The organism is Variovorax sp. Root411, from assembly GCF_001425205.1.
Lineage (GTDB): Bacteria > Pseudomonadota > Gammaproteobacteria > Burkholderiales > Burkholderiaceae_C > Variovorax.
Map to the genome: position 1 here is coordinate 572,054 of NZ_LMDW01000012.1, position 16,301 is coordinate 588,354.

The 16,301-nt window shown below is 68.4% G+C and carries 14 protein-coding genes; 6 read left to right on the forward strand and 8 right to left on the reverse strand.

The annotated features are described in order from the left end of the window. Positions 1-21: 21 nt before the first annotated feature. The 7 genes from ASC92_RS13530 to gabT all read right to left on the reverse strand — a co-directional run bounded on the left by ASC92_RS13530 (position 22) and on the right by gabT (position 8,352). Complete coding sequence (locus ASC92_RS13530) at positions 22-1,500, reverse strand: NAD-dependent succinate-semialdehyde dehydrogenase (RefSeq protein ID WP_056516016.1); 1,479 nt, start codon at positions 1,498-1,500, stop codon at positions 22-24. Between the two features lie 142 nt (positions 1,501-1,642). Further along, positions 1,643-2,755 carry an agmatinase gene (speB, locus tag ASC92_RS13535; protein ID WP_235505811.1) on the reverse strand — a complete coding sequence of 371 codons (1,113 nt, stop codon included), beginning with the start codon at positions 2,753-2,755 and terminating at the stop codon, positions 1,643-1,645. Next, entirely contained in the window at positions 2,731-3,549 is an 819-nt protein-coding gene (locus tag ASC92_RS13540) for an ABC transporter permease (RefSeq protein ID WP_056516020.1), read from the reverse strand. The genes speB and ASC92_RS13540 overlap by 25 nt, the downstream gene beginning before the upstream one ends. 22 nt (positions 3,550-3,571) lie before the next feature. Further along, entirely contained in the window at positions 3,572-4,828 is a 1,257-nt protein-coding gene (locus ASC92_RS13545; protein ID WP_056516022.1) for an ABC transporter permease, read from the reverse strand. Between the two features lie 22 nt (positions 4,829-4,850). Continuing rightward, the gene (locus ASC92_RS13550) at positions 4,851-5,879 is read right to left on the reverse strand and encodes an ABC transporter substrate-binding protein (protein WP_056516023.1); all 1,029 of its coding nucleotides are present in this window, start codon (positions 5,877-5,879) and stop codon (positions 4,851-4,853) included. 58 nt (positions 5,880-5,937) lie between these two features. After that, a complete protein-coding gene (locus ASC92_RS13555) occupies positions 5,938-7,032 on the reverse strand; it encodes an ABC transporter ATP-binding protein (RefSeq protein ID WP_056516026.1) in 1,095 nt (364 codons plus the stop codon). A 27-nt stretch (positions 7,033-7,059) separates the two neighbouring features. After that, positions 7,060-8,352, reverse strand: coding sequence for a 4-aminobutyrate--2-oxoglutarate transaminase (gene gabT / locus ASC92_RS13560; RefSeq protein WP_056516028.1), 1,293 nt, complete (start codon positions 8,350-8,352; stop codon positions 7,060-7,062). A 163-nt stretch (positions 8,353-8,515) separates the two neighbouring features. Here gabT and ASC92_RS13565 point away from each other — a divergent pair, with 163 nt between their 5' ends. The 4 genes from ASC92_RS13565 to ASC92_RS13580 all read left to right on the forward strand — a co-directional run bounded on the left by ASC92_RS13565 (position 8,516) and on the right by ASC92_RS13580 (position 13,263). Beyond that, a complete protein-coding gene (locus ASC92_RS13565; protein ID WP_056516032.1) occupies positions 8,516-9,928 on the forward strand; it encodes a PLP-dependent aminotransferase family protein in 1,413 nt (470 codons plus the stop codon). A 134-nt stretch (positions 9,929-10,062) separates the two neighbouring features. After that, positions 10,063-11,112, forward strand: coding sequence for an ornithine cyclodeaminase (locus ASC92_RS13570; RefSeq protein ID WP_056516035.1), 1,050 nt, complete (start codon positions 10,063-10,065; stop codon positions 11,110-11,112). Between the two features lie 7 nt (positions 11,113-11,119). Next, entirely contained in the window at positions 11,120-12,160 is a 1,041-nt protein-coding gene (locus ASC92_RS13575; protein WP_056516038.1) for a histone deacetylase family protein, read from the forward strand. Between the two features lie 128 nt (positions 12,161-12,288). Then, entirely contained in the window at positions 12,289-13,263 is a 975-nt protein-coding gene (locus ASC92_RS13580) for a Bug family tripartite tricarboxylate transporter substrate binding protein (RefSeq protein WP_056516041.1), read from the forward strand. A 36-nt stretch (positions 13,264-13,299) separates the two neighbouring features. On the opposite strand, the gene ASC92_RS13585 is transcribed toward ASC92_RS13580, so the two are convergent. Next, positions 13,300-14,151: an HAD-IIB family hydrolase gene (locus tag ASC92_RS13585; RefSeq protein WP_056516044.1), complete on the reverse strand. Its 852-nt coding sequence runs from the start codon at positions 14,149-14,151 to the stop codon at positions 13,300-13,302. 96 nt (positions 14,152-14,247) lie between these two features. Here ASC92_RS13585 and ASC92_RS13590 point away from each other — a divergent pair, with 96 nt between their 5' ends. Both ASC92_RS13590 and ASC92_RS13595 read left to right on the forward strand, forming a co-directional pair. Continuing rightward, a complete protein-coding gene (locus ASC92_RS13590) occupies positions 14,248-15,243 on the forward strand; it encodes an ATP-binding cassette domain-containing protein (RefSeq protein WP_056516046.1) in 996 nt (331 codons plus the stop codon). Between the two features lie 59 nt (positions 15,244-15,302). Then, positions 15,303-16,079 carry an ABC transporter permease gene (locus ASC92_RS13595; protein ID WP_056516433.1) on the forward strand — a complete coding sequence of 259 codons (777 nt, stop codon included), beginning with the start codon at positions 15,303-15,305 and terminating at the stop codon, positions 16,077-16,079. Positions 16,080-16,301 lie beyond the last annotated feature (222 nt).

Sequence of the window (16,301 nt, forward strand, 5' to 3'; positions counted from 1 at the left end):
CGCCCCGCCCTCCTTCTCTTCCTACTTCTGGATGTCGCCCAGGCAGAGGTACTTGATCTCCACGTAGTCGTCCATGCCGTGGTGCGAGCCTTCGCGCCCAAGGCCCGACTGCTTCACACCGCCGAACGGCACATGCTCGGTGGCGATCACGCCGGCGTTGATGCCGACCATGCCGTATTCCAGCGCTTCCGCCACGCGGAAGATCCGGCCCACGTCGCGGGTGTAGAAGTAGCTCGCGAGGCCGAACTCGGTGTTGTTCGCCGCGTCGATGCCGTCCTGCTCGGTCTTGAAGCGGAACACGGGTGCGAAGGGACCGAAGGTTTCTTCGCGCGCGCACAGCATGTCGGAGGTGGCTTCGGCCACCACGGTCGGCTCGAAGAACTGGCCCTGCATCCGGTGGCCGCCCGCCAGCACCTTGCCGCCCTTGGCGACGGCGTCGTCGACGTGGCGCTGCACCTTGTCGAGGGCCGCATCCTCGATCAGCGGACCCTGCGCCACGCCGTCCTCGAAGCCGTTGCCGACCTTGAGCGCCTTGACCTTGGCCGCGAACTTCTGAACGAAGGCGTCGTAGATGCCGTCCTGCACATACAGCCGGTTCGCGCACACGCAGGTCTGGCCGGCATTGCGGTACTTGCTGGCCATGGCGCCCTCGACGGCCGAATCCACGTCCGCATCGTCGAACACCAGGAAGGGCGCGTTGCCGCCCAGTTCGAGCGACAGCTTCTTGACCGTCGGCGCGCACTGGCTCATCAGGATGCGGCCCACTTCGGTGGAACCGGTGAAGCTCAGGTGGCGCACGACGTCGCTCTCGCACAGCGCCTTGCCGATCGCGATGCTGTTCTGGCTGTCGGCCGTGAGCACGTTGAGCACACCCGGCGGAATGCCCGCGCGTATCGCCAGCTCGGCCGCAGCCAGCGCGGTGAGCGGCGTAAGTTCGGCCGGCTTGATGACCACCGTGCAGCCCGCGGCCAGCGCCGGTGCCACCTTGCGGGTGATCATCGCGAGCGGAAAATTCCACGGCGTGATCGCCGCACACACGCCGATGGCCTGCTTCATCACCAGCAGGCGGCGGTTGTTGTCGAACTGCGGCAGCACCTCGCCGTTCACACGCTTGGCCTCTTCGGCAAACCACTCGACGAAGCTCGCGCCGTAGGCGACCTCGCCCTTGGCTTCGGCGAAGGGCTTGCCCTGCTCGGCGGTCATGAGGCGGCCGATGTCCTCGGTGTTGGCGATCAGCAGGTCGAACCATTTGCGCAGCACGATGCTGCGCTCCTTGCCGGTCTTGCCGCGCCAGGCGGCGAGCGCCTTGTCAGCAGCGGCAATGGCGAGCTCGGCATCCGCGCGCGTGAGGTTGGCCACGTCGACCAGCTTCAGGCCGGTGGCGGGGTCGTTCACGTCGAAGCGGGCCGCGCCCGTTGTCCATTCGCCCGCGATCAGGGCGTCGGTCTTGAGCAGGGTCGGGTCGTTCAGCAGTGCGAGGGGGGAGGTTTTCATGTTCATGGTTGTCTACGTTCTATTTGGGTTGGAGTGAAGTTGGGGGGTGCGATCACGCCGACGGGGTACCTTGCTCCGCGAATGTCCTCCGGCCTGCGGCCTCCCCCTTTATTTCGCTGCGCAAGGCACCCCATCGGCGTGATCGTGTTCAGAGCGGTCGTTGATCGGCTGTACACCAGCAGCGCGTCCAGTGCACAGGGCACCGGGTGCTCCCCGCAGCGAAATAAAGGAGGAGCGAAGCGGGGGACATTCGCGGAGGGGAGTACCCGGTGGCCTGTGCACGCACCCCGACGCACAGCATCTCGTAAAGAAGGTTGGCCCCGAGCAGCGCAGTGTTCCCACTGATGTCATAGGGCGGGCTGACCTCCACCAGATCGGCGCCCACCACGTTCAGCCCGCGGCAGCCGCGCACGATCTCCAATGCCTGCGGCACGGTGAGCCCACCGATCTCCGGCGTGCCGGTGCCGCCAGCGAACGAAGGATCGATGCCGTCGATGTCGAAACTGATGTAGGCCGGCTGCGTCGGCCCGATGCGCTCGCGCACCTGCGCCATCAGCGGCGCGAGCGACTGATACCAGACTTCGTGCGCCTGCACCACCGTGAAACCCTGTTCGCGCGGCCAGTCGAAATCGTCCGCCGCATAGCCGGTGCCGCGCAGACCGATCTGCCAGACCTTGTCGCAGGCCAGCAGGCCCTCTTCGACGGCGCGGCGGAACGGTGTGCCGTGTGCGATGCGCTCGCCGAACATGTCGTCGTTCACGTCCGCATGCGCATCGACGTGCACCAGCGCAACCGGGCCATGTTTGCGCGCCACCGCGCGCAGGATCGGCAGCGCGATGGTGTGGTCGCCGCCCAGCGTCAGCGGCGCGCAGCCGGCGGCCAGCACCGAGTCGTAGAACGCCGAGATGATGTCGATCGACTTTTCGAGCGAGTAGGTGTTGATGGGCACGTCGCCCAGGTCGGCCACGTTCAGCCGGTCGAAAGGCGCCGCACCGGTGGCCATGTTGTAGGGCCGCAGCAGTGCCGATTCGGCGCGGATCTGGCGCGGCCCGAAGCGTGCACCCGGGCGGTTGGAAGTGCCGATGTCCAGCGGCACGCCGATGAACGCCGCGTCCAGCCCCTCCGGCGAGGTTGCGGCCGGCAGCCGCGTCATCGTGCCGGGGCCGGCGAAGCGCGGCATCGTGTTGCCGCCGAGCGGCTGGTTCGGTGTCGTGGTGATCGGCATGGCGTGCGGGTTCAGCGCCGCCGGCCGCGCAGCCATTCGAGCGCGAGCAGCAGCGTGGTGGTGAAGATGATCAGCAGCGTCGCCACGGCGGCGATGGTGGGCGAGATGTTCTCGCGGATGCCCGTGAACATCTGGCGCGGCAGCGTGACCTGGTCCGGTCCCGCGAGGAACAGCGTGACCACCACCTCGTCGAACGAAGTGGCGAAGGCGAACAGCGCGCCCGAGATCACGCCCGGCGCAATCACCGGCAGCGTGACGCGCATGAAGGTCCTGAATGGCGTCTCGCCCAGGCCCAGCGATGCGCGCACCAGGTTCTGGTTGAAGCCGGCCAGCGTGGCGAGCACGGTGGTCAGCACGAAAGGCGCGCCCAGCGCCGCATGCACCACGATCAGCCCGAAGTAGGTGTCGGCCAGCCCGATGGGAGCGAAGTAGAGGTACGTGGCGACGCCCACCACCACGATCGGCACCACCATCGGCGAGATCAGCACGCTCATGAGCAGGCCCTTGAAGGCGAAGCTCGTGCGCGACAGGCCTACCGCCGCCAGCGTGCCCAGCACGGTGGCCAACACCGTGGCGGCCGGCGCGACGATGAAGCTGTTGCGCGCCGCGCGCGCCCACTCGGCCGACTCGAAGAGGTTGCGATACCACCTCAGCGACCAGCCCGGAATCGGGTAGGCCAGGAACGAGCTGTCGGAGAACGACAGCGGAATCACCACCAGGATCGGCGCCAGCAGGAAGGCCAGCACCGCGACGCAGCCGGCGCGCACCAGCCACCAGCCGAGCTTGTCGGCGAAGGTGGCGTAGGCCGGGAATTGGGGAAGCTTGAACATGCTTGTCTGTCTTTCGTGCCGCTCAGCCGAGGCTCAGCTCGGCCTTGCCGATGCGGCGGTAGACGGCGTACAGCAGCAGGGTGGCGACCAGCAGCACGGCGCCCAGCGCACAGGCCATGCCCCAGTTGATTTCCACATTGGTGTAGCGCGCGATGTAGTAGCTCAGCATCTGGTCGTCCGCGCCACCGAGCAGCGCCGGCGTCACGTAGTAGCCGATCGCCAGGATGAAGACCAGCAGCGCGCCCGCGCCGATGCCCGGATAGGTCTGCGGCACGTACACGCGGAAGAAGGCCGCCAGCGGCGAACTGCCCAGCGAGACGGCTGCGCGCAGGTAAGTGGGCGGCACGCTCTTCATCACGCTGTAGAGCGGCAGGATCATGAAGGGCAGCAGGATGTGCACCATCGCGATGATCACGCCGGTGCGGTTGAACAGTAGCGCCAGCGGATGGTCGGTCAGGCCGATGCCCATGAGGCCGCGGTTGACCAGCCCTTCGGATTGCAGCAGCACGATCCACGCGGCCACGCGCACCAGGATGGAGGTCCAGAACGGCACCAGCACCAGGATCATCAGCACGTTGGCCTTGCGCGCCGGCAGCGTCGACAGCCACCAGGCCAGCGGATAGGCCAGCAGCAGGCAGAAGAAGGTGACCACGGCGCTGATCTGGAAGGTGCGCAGCAGGATGCCGGCAAAGGCGCGCTGGTCGGCGGGCATGCGCTCCACTTCGCCGGCCGCGTCGCGCCGCAGGTCGACCGAGGCGAGCAGGTAGTCGGGCGTCCAGCGAGAGCCGTTCTTGGCGATCGCCTGCCAGTACGGCGCTTCGCCCCAGCGCGGGTCGAGCTCCAGCATGCGCGCCTTGATTTCTTCGGGCGTGCCGGCGATTGGCAGCGCACGGAAGGTGCCCATCACCAGCGAGCGGGCGCCTGCGATCTCGGTGTTGAGGCGGCGCGCCAGGGCGCCCGCATCGGAGCTGTCGGGCAACTGGCCGAGATCGGCCGCGATGGCCGCATAGGCCGCAGGCGCGGGCGCCTCTTTTCGGTTCCAGCCGTCGAGCGCACGCACGGTGCGCGGCAGCGCGTTGGCCACCTCGGGGTTCTCGACCGCGCGCTGCAGCAGCGCCACGATGGGCACCAGCAAGGTCAGCAGCAGAAACACCAGCAGCGGCACCGTGAGCGCAAAGGCGCGCCACTTGCGGCGGGCCTCGGCGCGCGCCAGCGCACGCCGGAGCTCGCCGGGCGGGGCCTGCGTGGAAACCAGGGGGACAGACGTTGCCGCGTGCATGGCTTTTTTCGCGCCCGCTCGTTTACTGCGTGGCCCAGGAGGCGAAGCGCTTCTCGAGCGCCTCGCCCTGGTCGGCCCAGAAGCCGACGCTGAACTGCAGCGCATCCTTGGCGTTGGTCGCCGAGGTCGGCAGGTCGGCCAGCACCTTGGGGCTGAGCGAGGCCAGCGCCTTGGTGTTGGTGGGGCCGTAGGCGATGCTCTGGGCATAGACCGCCTGGTTGGCCGGCTGCATCGCGAACTGGATGTACTTCAGCGAGGCTTCCTTGTTCGGCGCGCCCTTCGGAATCACGAGGTAGTCGAGGTCGTAGATGCCGCCCGGCCAGTAGATCTTGAGGTCGCGGCCTTCGCGGTTGGCGGCGTCGATGCGGCCGTTGTACACGGTGGTCAGCACCACGTCGCCGGCCACCAGGAACTGCGGCGGCTGCGCACCGGCTTCCCACCACTGGATGTTCGGCTTGAGCTCGGTGAGCTTCTTGAACGCGCGGTCGGCGCCTTCCTTGGTGCCGAGCACCTTGTAGACGTCAGCCGGCTTCACGCCGTCGGCCATGAGCGCGAACTCGAGGTTGTAGCGCGCGCCCTTGCGCATGCCGCGCTTGCCGGGAATCTTCTTCACGTCCCAGAAGTCGGCCCAGCTGGTGGGCGCGGTCTTGAGCTTCTCGCCGTTGTAGGCCATCACGGTCGACCACACGAACAGGCCCACGCCGCAGTCGGTAACGGCGGCCGGCAGGAAGTCGGCCTTGCTGCCGATCTTGGAATAGTCGAGCTTCTCGAACAGGCCCTCGTCGCAGCCGCGCGCCGCGTCGGGCGATTCGACCTCGACCACGTCCCAGGTGACCTTCTTGGTCTCGACCATGGCCTTGATCTTGGCCTGTTCGCCGTTGTATTCGACCGGAATGATCTTGGTGCCGGTCTTCTCGTAGGGCTCGTAGTAGGCCTTCTTCTGGGCATTGGCGTTGGCGCCGCCGAAGTTGACCACGGTGAGCTGCTGTTGGGCGATGGCCGGCAGCGCGAAGCTGGCGGCGACGATGCAGGCGAGGAATGTCTTTTTCATGATGGAAATCTTCCTGGGTGATGAAAGGAAACGAGGGAACAACAACAACGGACCGGGATCAGGGGGCGTAGATGCGCGCATGCGCGGTCGGAAATTCGAGCACCACCGCTTCACCGGCCCGCGGCGCAGCGGCGCCATCGAGGCCGTCCAGCGGCAGCTTCACGGTGGCCTCGGTCTGGCCGCCGCCGACGCTGCACAGCAGCCGCAGGTGGTCGCCGTAGTAGATGACGCGCGCCACTTCGGCGGCGAGCATGTTGGCGCCCTGCGCCTCCGGCCGGCGGTGCAGCACCACGCGCTCGGGGCGGATGCAGGCTTCCACGGCCGCACCCGCGGCCGCGCCGCCGACGTTGAGCCCGCGCAGCACGCGGCCGTCGGGCAGCTTCATCTCGGCATGCTCGCCGCCGCGGTCCAGCTGGCCCTTGAGCACGGTGCTGTCGCCGACGAAGCCGGCCACGAAGCGGTTGGATGGCGTCTCGTAGAGCCTGTCGACCGTGTCCAGCTGCTGGATCACGCCTTCGTTGAACACCGCCACGCGGTCGCTCATGGTGAGCGCCTCGCCCTGGTCGTGCGTCACGTAGACGAAGGTCACGCCGAGCTGGCGGTGCAGGTCCTTGAGCTCCAGCTGCATGTGCTCGCGCAGCTGTTTGTCGAGCGCGCCGAGCGGCTCGTCCATCAGCACCAGCTGCGGCTCGAACACCAGCGCGCGCGCCAGCGCCACGCGCTGCTGCTGGCCGCCCGAAAGCTGGCCGGGCAGGCGGTCGGTCATGCCGCGCAGCTGCACCATGTCGAGCGCGCGCTGCACGCGGCGATGCTGCTCGTCTTTCGAAACCTTGCGCACGGTGAGCGGGTAGGCCACGTTCTGGCCCACGCTCAGGTGCGGAAACAGCGCGTAGTTCTGGAAGACCATGCCGAAGTTCCGCTTGTGCGGCGGCGTGCGAGTGATCGGCTTGCCGTCGAGCAGGATCTCGCCCGAGGTCGGCGACTCGAAGCCCGCCAGCATCATCAGCGTGGTGGTCTTGCCCGACCCCGAAGGCCCGAGCAGGCTCAGGAACTCGCCGCGGTGGATGTCCAGGTCGAGCTGGCGCACCACCAGGTGTTCGCCGTCGTAGGTCTTCTGGACGCGCTGGAAGCGCACCAAGGGTTCTGCTGTCATGGAGGATTCCGGGAAAGGATCGATCGATCAGCGCAGCGCGGCGAAGCTGTCCGCGAGAAGCGCCAGGCCTTCGTCCACAAGCAAGTCGGATGCCGTGAGCGGCACCAGTACACGAATTACATTGCCGTAGGTGCCGCATGACAGCAGGATTAACCCGCGCCGCGCCGCCTCCGCGACCACCTGGCGGGTCAGTGCGGCATCGGGCCGCGCGGTGTCGCCCTGCTCGAACAGCTCGATGGCCACCATGGCGCCGAGCCCGCGCACGTCGCCGATGGCCGGCACATCGGCCGCGATGCGGCGCAGCCCGGCCGTCAGCCGTTCGCCCAGCGCCCGGCTGCGCGCGAGCAGTTGCTCGTCGTCGAACACTTTCAGCACCGCGAGCGCCGCGGCACAGCCGATGGGGCTGCCGGCATAGGTGCCGCCCAGGCCGCCGGGCGCGGGCGCGTCCATCACCTCGGCGCGGCCCACCACGCCGGAGATCGGGAAGCCGCCCGCCATCGACTTGGCAGTGGTGATCAGGTCGGGCGCCACGGGCCACTGCTCGCTGGCAAACCAGGTGCCGGTGCGGCCGGCGCCGGTCTGCACCTCGTCGGCAATGATCAGGATGCCGTGGCGGTCCGCCAGCGCGCGCAGGCCTTCGACGAAGTCGTTGGGCGCCACGTAGAAGCCGCCCTCGCCCTGCACCGGCTCCAGGATGAAGGCGGCCACGCGCTCGGGCTCGATGTCGTTCTTGAACAGCAGCTCGACCGAGTGCAGCGCATCGTCCACGCTCACGCCGTGCAGCGCGTTCGGGTACAGCGCATGGAACACCTCGCCCGGGAAGGGGCCGAAGCCGATCTTGTAGGGAGCGACCTTGCCGGTCAGGCCGAGCGTCATCATCGTGCGGCCGTGGTAGCCGCCGGTGAAGGCGATGACGCCGGGGCGCCGGGTGTGGGCGCGGGCGATCTTGACCGCGTTCTCCACCGCCTCCGCACCGGTGCTCAGGAAGATCGACTTCTTCGCGAACGCGCCCGGTGCCAGTGCATTCAGGCGCTCGGCCAGCTCCACGTAGGGCTCGTAGGCCACCACCTGGAAGCAGGTGTGCGAATAGAGATCGACCTGCGCCTTCACGGCGGCGCTGATCTCCGGGTGGCAGTGGCCGGTGTTGAGCACCGCGATGCCGCCGGCGAAGTCGATGTAGCGGCGGCCCTCGACGTCCCACAGTTCGGCGTTGGCGGCGCGGCTGACGAAGATTTCATGGGCCTGGCCCACACCGCGGGCGACGGCCGCGCTGCGGCGGGCCATGAGGGCGGCATTGCTGAGATGGGGTTCGCGTTGCATGGTACGACCTGTGCTTTGAAGGAGGAATGCCGGCACTCTAGGTCGCGCGAATCGATCCAGCCATGTACACCGGAAGTGATCGCCGGGGAGACTGTACTGGTCTTGTATCCTGTACATACTTTCCTCAATATGGTGCAGGCCGGACTGCCGGAGACGCCCCCCGATGCTCATTCTTCGCCCCGAACAGCCGACGCCGCTGGTAAGCCAGATCGTTGAAGGGCTGCGCGGCCTGATCGGCACCCAGAAGCTCAAGGCCGACAGCAAGCTGCCGTCGATCCGCGCCTTTGCCGCGGCGCACGGCGTCAGTGTCTTCACGGTGGTCGAAGCCTACGATCGGCTGGTGGCCCAGGGCCTGCTGGTCTCGCGCGCCAACGCGGGTTTCTTCGTCAAGCGGCGCAGCGACGAGAGCGCCGCCGGCGCGGCAAGCACGCCCCGCCCGGACCCCCGCTTCGACGCCCGCTGGTACCTGCAGCAGATCTTCGAGAACCGCAACCTGCCGCTCAAGCCCGGCTGCGGCTGGCTGCCGCACGACTGGCTGTTCGAGGACGGCATGCGCCGCAGCCTGCGCCACCTGGCCTCCGAAGGCACCGACATCGGCGGCTACGGCCTGCCCTTCGGCCACATGGCGCTGCGCATGGCCACGGCCGAGGCGCTGTCGGAGCAGCAGATCGTGGTCGAGGCCGCGCAGGTGCTGTTGACCCAGGGCTCCAGCCAGGCGCTGGACCTGGTCGCGCGCCGGCTGCTCAAGCCGGGCGATGCGGTGCTGGTGGACGACCCCGGTTATCCGAACCTGATGTTCATGCTGCGCTTCCTGGGCGTGGAGCTCATCGGCGTGCCGCGCATCCCTTCGGGCTACGACATGCCCGCACTCGAGGCGCTGCTCGCGGTGCACCGGCCCAAGGCCTTCTTCACCCAGCCGCGGCTGCAGAGCCCGACCTGCTCGATGGCCTCGCTGCCGCAGCTGGTGCAACTGCTGCAGCTGGCGCAGGCGCACGACTTCACGCTGGTCGAGAACGACATCTACGCCGAGATGGATGCGTCGATGCGTCCCTCGCTCGCCAGCCTGGGGCAGCTGCGCCGCGTGGTCTACGTGGGCAGCTATTCGAAGACCATCTCGCCGAACATCCGGGTGGGCTACGTGGTCGCGCAGCCGGAGCTGCTCGAAGAGCTGGCGCAGCTCAAGATGATCTCGGGCCTGACCTCGTCCGACATCACCGAGCGCCTGGCCTTCGGCACCGTGACGGACGGGCGCTGGCGCAAGCATCTCAAGGCCCTGCGCGACCGCCTCGCGCAGGCACGGGGCAGCGTCGCGAGGCGGCTGGACGGGCTGGGCTTCGAGCTGTTCCACGAAGCCGCGGCCGGCATGTACCTGTGGGCCCGGCATCCGGACATTGCCGACAGCGCCGAGCTCTCGCGCCGCGCTGCGGCCGAGGGAATCATGCTCGGCCCGGGCCAGCTGTTCCTGGTCAATCCGCATCCCACCGGCTGGCTGCGCTTCAACGTGGCCTTCAGCGAGGACGAGCGGCTCTGGCGCTTCCTGGAGCGCAGCATCGAAGAGCAGCGCAGGTACGACTGACGTTGCTCGCAATGGCGCGCAAGCAGGCGCACAATGGCTTCAACCCTTGGCGCAGGCGCATCCTGAATCAGCCATGGTGGAGTGAACATGCGATGGGATGAAGCGCCGAGCCGGGCTACGCAAGGAGCCATGTCATGACCCGCTTCATCGATGTTCACAGCCTGGTCCGCCTGGTGGACGAGACCGGCGTTCCGCAGTTCCTCATGGCCCTGGCCGACGCGCTGCGCGACGACTTCCTGCGGTGGCGCGAGTTCGACAAGAAGGCGCGCGTGGCCAGCCATTCGCATCTTGGCGTGATCGAACTCATGCCGGTGGCCGACGACGGCGCCTATGCCTTCAAGTACGTCAACGGGCATCCGAACAACACCCAGCTCGGGCTGCCGACCGTCATGGCTTTCGGCGTGCTGGCGGAAGTCGATACGGGCTACCCGGTGCTGCTTTCCGAGCTCACGCTCACCACCGCATTGCGCACGGCCGCCACCTCGGCCATGGCGGCGCAGGCCCTGGCGCGGCCCGGTTCGCGCAGCCTCGCGCTGATCGGCAACGGTTCGCAGAGCGAATTCCAGGCGCTGGCCTTCCATGCGCTGCTGGGCATCGAGCAAGTGCGCGTGTATGACTCCGACCCGCACGCCACCGACAAGCTGGTGCGCCATCTGTCGGCGTGCACGCCGCTGGACATCGTGCGTGCGCGCTCCGTGGCGGAGGCCGTGCGCGGTGCCGACATCGTCACCACCGTCACCGCCTGCCAGGGGCGCGCGACCGTGCTCACGCCCGAGATGATCGAGCCGGGCATGCACATCAATGCCGTGGGCGGCGATTCGCCCGGCAAGACCGAACTGCACCCCGACGTGCTGCGCAAGGCGCGGGTGTTCGTCGAGTACGAGCCGCAGACGCGCGTGGAGGGCGAGATCCAGCAGGTGGGGGCCGACTTTCCGGTGCACGAGCTGTGGCGCGTGCTGCTCGGCGAAGTGCCCGGCCGCGAAACCCCCACACAGGTCACGCTGTTCGATTCGGTCGGCTTCGCGCTGGAAGACTACACGGCGCTGCGCTACATACAGCGCATTGCGACCGAACGCGGCGTCGGCCAGCAGATCGCGCTGGTGCCCGAGCTGGAGGACCCGAAGGACTTGTTCGGCCTCACGGCCTCGGGGCGGCGCCGAGCGGTGCTGCGGCGTGCGGCATGATGGCGGCATGCTCACCATCTACAACGACCAGCACGTTCTTCACCAGGGCAAAGTCGAAATGTTCCGCGGCGAGCTCGTGCCGTGCTTCGAGTTGCCCGCCCGCGTCGACCATGTGAAGCATGAGCTGGAGCGCCGCCGCTTCGGCGCGCTGCAGGGGCCCGATGCCTTCGACGAGGCGCTGCTGGCCAAGGTGCATGCGCCGCGCTACCTGGACTTCATCGCACATGCATGGGACGAGTGGATCGCGCTCGACCCGTCCAACGTGTCGCGCGATGCGCTGCCGTCGTACTGGCCCACGCGCGGCATGCGCACCGACGTGCTGCCGAAGAGTTTTCCGGCGCGCATGGGGCTGTTCTCGTTCGATGCCGGCACGCCGCTGATGGCGGGCAGTTGGGCCGCGGCGCGGCACGGCGCGGCCTGCGCGTGGACCGCGGCGCAGCGCGTCATCGGCGGCGAGCGCGCCGCCTTCGCGCTCACGCGGCCGCCGGGCCACCATGCGGGCGCCGATTTCTTCGGTGGCTACTGCTTCATCAACAATGCCGCGGTCGCGGCGCAGGCGCTGCGCGATGCGGGCGTCGACCGCGTGGCCGTGCTCGACGTGGACTACCACCACGGCAACGGCACCCAGGCCATCTTCTACGAGCGCGGCGACGTGCATTTCGCCAGCCTGCACGGCGATCCGCTGACCGACTACCCGTACTACCTGGGCCATGCCGACGAGCGCGGCGCGGGCCAGGGCGAGGGCTTCAACCACAACCTGCCGCTGCCGCGCGGCACGAACTTCGCAGCGTGGCGCGCGGCGCTGAAGACCGCGCTCGACCGCATCGCAGCGGTGAAGGCCGGCGCGCTCGTGGTCTCGCTCGGCCTCGACACCTTCGAGGGCGATCCGATCTCGGGCTTCAGGCTGAAAAGCGACGACTACCTGCGCATGGGCGAAGACCTCGCGCGCGCGAGCCTGCCCACGGTGTTCGTCTTCGAGGGCGGCTATGCGGTGGCCGAGGTGGGCATCAACGCCGTCAACGTGCTCGAAGGCTTCGAGCAGGCGTAGCTGACGCGCAGGCGACTCCGGTGTGACGATGGACCGGGTTTCCCCGGGGAAATCAGGGGAGCCCCGATTGCCTTCGCCAACGGGGCAAGGCCCAATTGGCGGTTTCAAAGTCAGGACCCCCGTCAGCCATGCTCCGCCGCTCCACCTTCCTCCGTACCGCCGCCACGCTCGCCGCCTGCGGCCTCGCCTTTCCGATGGCGGCCTTCGCGCAGGGCTTTCCCGCCAAGCCCATCAAGCTGATCGTCGCGTTTCCGGCCGGCGGCCCGACCGACATCACCATGCGCCAGCTCGCCGACAACGCGAGCAAGATCCTCGGCCAGCCGGTCATCGTCGACAACAAGCCCGGCGCCGCCGGCACGCTGCCCGCGCAGGCGCTGCAGACCTCCCAGCCCGATGGCTACACCGTCGCGCAGATCCCGCTGGGCGTGTTTCGCATGGGCTACACCACCAAGATCAACTGGGACCCGCTGAAGGACATCACGTACGTCATCAACGTCACGGGCTATGCCTTCGGCATCGTGGTGCCCGCCAACAGCCCCTTCAAGACCTGGGCCGACTTCGTTGCCTACGCCAAGGCCAACCCCGGCAAGCTGACTTACGGCTCCACCGGCAACCTCACCAGCCCGCACCTGACCACCGAGATCGTCGCGCAGAAGGCCGGCATCGAGCTGCAGCATGTTCCCTACAAGGGCAGTGCCGACCTGATGCTCGCAGTGGTCAGCGGCCAGCTCATGGCCGCCGCCGACAGCACCGGCTTCGCGCCGCAGGTCGAGGCCGGCAAGCTGCGTGTGCTGAACACCTGGGGCGAGAAGCGCCTGGCCAAATTCCCCGATGCGCCCACGCTGAAGGAACTGGGCTACGACGTGGTGCAGAACTCGCCCTTCGGCATCGGCGCCCCCAAGGGCACGCCGCCCGAGGTGGTGAAGAAGCTGCACGACGCGTTCAAGCAGGCGATGGAAGAGCCGAGCTACGTCACGGCGCTGGGGCGCTACGACATGCTGCCTAACTACATGAGCTCGGCGCAGTACACCAAGTTTGCGCAGGACACGGTGGTGCGGGAGAAGGTGGTGATCGAGAAGCTGGGGTTGGCGAAGGAGAAGTAAGCCTGCGGCTTTAGTCCAGATCGCCCGTCAGCCGGGTCAGCCAGCAGTGTCGAGGCCCGGGCGCACCAGGATGATCGCGCGCGCCGCCTCGGCAAACCCTGCACCGCGCTCGCCCTGCGTCACATAGCGCGGCAGGTGCTCCAGCTGCGGCACGAAGCGCGCGACGTTCGCCACGCCGATGCTGTGCGCGAAGGTGCGGAACATCAGCTGGTCGTTGGTGGAGTCGCCCACGTAGGCCCAGCGGTCCATCTCGTCGTCGAGGGCGCGGCCCCACAGCTCACGCGTGATCCAGCGCGCGCCTTCGAGCTTGTCGTTGTCGCCATACCAGCCGTTGATGTGGATGCTGCTCACGGTGGCGTGCATGCCCTCGCGGCGCATCAGCGCCACCACGCGCGCAATGGTGGCGTCGCTCAGCTGCACGAACTCGCTGTGGTCGATGGCGATGTCGGTCTCGCGCCCCGGCGAGTCGGTAGCGCGCCCAACGCCCGGGATCTCGCGTTCGATGCGTGCCAGCACGGCCTGCATGCGCGCGAAGTTGGCGGCGCGCGTGGCGGCATCCTGCTGGTAGCGCTTCTCGATCCGGCCGTCGGCGGTGGGCAGCAGTGCCACTGCGCCGTTCTCCGCCACGATGGCGTCGATGGGCCAGGTGTTGACGAAGGGCAGGCTCCAGCCCACCGGCCGGCCGGTGATCGCCACGACGCAAAGGCCCGCGGCCTTGAGGTCGCGCAGCGCCTGCAACGCATCGGGCGTGATCGCGCCTTCGTGGGTCAGTGTGTCGTCGATGTCGGTGAAGACGCCCACGAGTGCGTTGCGCGCGGCCGCCGGCCACTGGGCCAGCGGCTGCAGGTGATGGGGCGAGGAGGGCAAGGGAGGCGACTGCGAAGGCATGGCTGGCGTGCATCTTTGGGGAGTCGGTGATCGTACCGGCGCTTTCGTGTAGCATCCCGCCCCCGCCGCGCCATCGAGGCCGGAGCGGCGCCTCCCATGCCTCACATCCTCGTCGACCACCTCCGCAAGACCTATCGAATCTCCGAGCGCGATCCCGGCGTGATGGGCGCGCTGCGCGGGCTCGTGCAGCGCCGGCACCGCACGGTGGAGGCGCTGTCGGGCGTGTCATTCGCGCTGGAGAGAGGCGAGCTGCTGGGCTTCATCGGGCCGAACGGCGCGGGCAAGTCGACCACCATCAAGATCCTCGCGGGCATCCTGCGGCCCGACGGCGGGCGCGTGGAGATCGACGGCCGCGATCCCTTCGCCGACCGCGAGCGCCACGTGGCGCGCATCGGCGTGGTCTTCGGCCAGCGCACGCAGCTGTGGTGGGACCTGCCCGTGGGCGACGGCTTCGACCTGCTGCGCGACATCTACCGTGTCGATCCGCAGCGCTACCGCCGCACGCGCGACGAACTGGTCGCGCTGCTGCACCTGGAGCGCGTGCTCGACCAGCCGGTGCGGCAGCTCTCGCTGGGCCAGCGCATGCGCGCGGAGATCGCGGCGGCGCTGCTGCACGAGCCCGACATCCTCTTTCTCGATGAGCCGACCATCGGGCTCGATGCACCTTCGAAGCTGGCCGTGCGTGACTTCGTGCGCCGCGCCAACCGCGAGCGCGGCACTACCGTGCTGCTGACCACGCACGACATGCACGACATCGAGGCGCTGGCGCGGCGCGTGATCATCATCGGCCACGGCCGCGTGCTGGCCGACAGCCCGGTCGAGGCGCTGCGCGCGCAGGTGATGGCCGAGCGCCGGCTGGTGGTCGACTTTGCACAGGAGGCCGAGCTGCCCGCACAGTTGGCCGGCGCCAAGGTGCATTCGCGCGACGGGCAGACGCTGGTGCTCGATTTCGATCCCGCGGTGACGACGGCCCCTGCGCTGATCGCACGCATCGCGGCCGAACACGCGGTGGAGGACATCCGCCTCGAAGGCCTGCCGATCGAGGCCGTCATCGCGCGCTTCTACGCGATGCACGGAGCGGCCGAAGCGTGACGGCCTCGCGCGAACTGGCGCGCCCCTACATCGCCGCCTTCGCGTCTCGCTTCCTGCAGATGCTGCAGTACCGCACCGCCGCGCTCGCGGGCTTCGCGACGCAGTGCTGGTGGGGTGGGATCAAGGTGATGGTGCTCGCCGCGTTCTACGGCGGTGCGTCGATGGGCGGCGCGCCGATGTCGCTCGCGCAGGCCGTCACCTACACCTGGCTTGCGCAGGGGTTGCTCGCGCTGCTGCCGTGGCTGGGCGACCCGGAAGTGGCGCAGGCCGTGCGCACCGGCGCGGTGGCCTACGACCGATTGCGGCCGGTCGATGCCTATGCGCTGTGGTTCGTACGCAGCGCGGGCTGGCTCGCGGCGCGCGTGCTGCCGCGCCTGGCGCTGATGGCCGCCTTTGCGGCCATCGCCTTGCCGCTGGCCGGGTTGGGCGATTGGGCCTGGCAACCGCCGGCGAGCGTTGCCGCCGCGGTCGCATTCCTGGCGTCGACCGTGCTCGCACTGCTGCTGTCGACTTCGATGGTGATGCTGCTCAACATCGCGACGGCGGCGGCACTTAACGAGCGCGGCATCAACGCGCTGGCGGGGCCGGTCGTGATCGTGTTCTCCGGCAACCTGCTTCCGCTGGTACTGCTGCCCGATGCATGGCAGACCGCGCTGCTGCTGCAGCCGTTCGCAGGCGTGGTCGACATTCCCGCACGGCTGTACTTCGGGTTGATGAACGGGCCGCAGGCGCTGGTCGGCCTGGGCCTGCAATGCTTCTGGATCGTGGCGCTGGTCGGGCTGGGCCATGTGGCCATGGGGCGCACGATGCGCAAGCTGGAAGTGCAGGGCGGTTAGATGAAGCCTCGCTTTTCTTTTCGTCGCGTTGCGTGTGGGGCGTGGGGCGCTCACGCCGACGGGTATCTTGCTCCGCGAATGTCCCCCGCTTCGCTCCTCCTTTATTTCGCTGCGCAAGGCACCCGCCGTCGTGATCGTTCAGAGCACTTGTCGATCGGCCGCGAACCAGCAGCGTGCCCTCGTGCACAGGGCACCAGGTGCTCCCCGCAGCGAAATAAAGGA

Excerpts from the sequence above, each read along its gene's own strand:
- speB (WP_235505811.1), bottom strand. The coding sequence starts at position 2,755 with ATGGCTGCGCGGCCGGCGGCGCTGAACCCGCACGCCATGCCGATCACC.
- gabT (WP_056516028.1), bottom strand. The coding sequence starts at position 8,352 with ATGCAACGCGAACCCCATCTCAGCAATGCCGCCCTCATGGCCCGCCGC.
- ASC92_RS13530 (WP_056516016.1), bottom strand. The coding sequence starts at position 1,500 with ATGAACATGAAAACCTCCCCCCTCGCACTGCTGAACGACCCGACCCTG.
- ASC92_RS13580 (WP_056516041.1), top strand. The coding sequence starts at position 12,289 with ATGCTCCGCCGCTCCACCTTCCTCCGTACCGCCGCCACGCTCGCCGCC.
- ASC92_RS13575 (WP_056516038.1), top strand. The coding sequence starts at position 11,120 with ATGCTCACCATCTACAACGACCAGCACGTTCTTCACCAGGGCAAAGTC.
- ASC92_RS13570 (WP_056516035.1), top strand. The coding sequence starts at position 10,063 with ATGACCCGCTTCATCGATGTTCACAGCCTGGTCCGCCTGGTGGACGAG.
- ASC92_RS13595 (WP_056516433.1), top strand. The coding sequence starts at position 15,303 with ATGCTGCAGTACCGCACCGCCGCGCTCGCGGGCTTCGCGACGCAGTGC.
- ASC92_RS13550 (WP_056516023.1), bottom strand. The coding sequence starts at position 5,879 with ATGAAAAAGACATTCCTCGCCTGCATCGTCGCCGCCAGCTTCGCGCTG.
- ASC92_RS13590 (WP_056516046.1), top strand. The coding sequence starts at position 14,248 with ATGCCTCACATCCTCGTCGACCACCTCCGCAAGACCTATCGAATCTCC.
- ASC92_RS13545 (WP_056516022.1), bottom strand. The coding sequence starts at position 4,828 with ATGCACGCGGCAACGTCTGTCCCCCTGGTTTCCACGCAGGCCCCGCCC.
- ASC92_RS13540 (WP_056516020.1), bottom strand. The coding sequence starts at position 3,549 with ATGTTCAAGCTTCCCCAATTCCCGGCCTACGCCACCTTCGCCGACAAG.
- ASC92_RS13585 (WP_056516044.1), bottom strand. The coding sequence starts at position 14,151 with ATGCCTTCGCAGTCGCCTCCCTTGCCCTCCTCGCCCCATCACCTGCAG.
- ASC92_RS13565 (WP_056516032.1), top strand. The coding sequence starts at position 8,516 with ATGCTCATTCTTCGCCCCGAACAGCCGACGCCGCTGGTAAGCCAGATC.
- ASC92_RS13555 (WP_056516026.1), bottom strand. The coding sequence starts at position 7,032 with ATGACAGCAGAACCCTTGGTGCGCTTCCAGCGCGTCCAGAAGACCTAC.